The 520-nt window shown below is 76.5% G+C and carries 1 pseudogene; it reads left to right on the plus strand.

Going from position 1 to position 520, the window contains the following annotated elements:
* Nucleotides 1-403, plus strand: a pseudogene (locus KILIM_RS16975) (hypothetical protein); the annotation flags it as partial.
* Nucleotides 404-520: the final 117 nt, after the last annotated feature.

Consider the following 520-nt stretch of genomic DNA (forward strand, 5'->3'; position numbering starts at 1 on the left):
CACGATCACGCCCGCCGCGCTGACGTTGGCGGCGTGGCTCGTGTCCGGCGCCGCTGTCGCCGCCGGCGTCGGTGCCGACCCCGCGCGAGCGGCCGTGTTCGTGCTCGCGCTGGGCCTGACGGGCACGTTGACGACCACCGCCACGACGTGGATGGGGGCGTTCCGACCGCCCGCGAGCCTGGCGCTGCTCATGCCCGGCTCGGGGCCGCAGCTGCTCGCGTTGCGTCTCGTGACCCCGGCCGCCCTGGCGTTCGTCGTCGGCATCCTGCTGCCCGCAGCCGCCACTAGCGGCACCGCCCCCGAGCTGGCCCGCGCCGCGGCGGCCCTCGCCCTGGCGCTCCTGTGGGCCACGATCCGCCTGCACAACGCCACCCGCGGCGGCGCCTCCGAGGAGCGCACCTGACCCCCGCCTCCGCTAGGCGCACCGGGCAACATGCTGCTCCCTGGGCCTAGCTACCCCGAGACGCGGCCCGTACCTCGCGCCCGACCCCCGCCACCGCTAGGCACACCGAGCAACACT

It is taken from the genome of Kineosphaera limosa NBRC 100340, from assembly GCF_000298215.1.
Taxonomy (GTDB): Bacteria; Actinomycetota; Actinomycetes; order Actinomycetales; family Dermatophilaceae; genus Kineosphaera; species Kineosphaera limosa.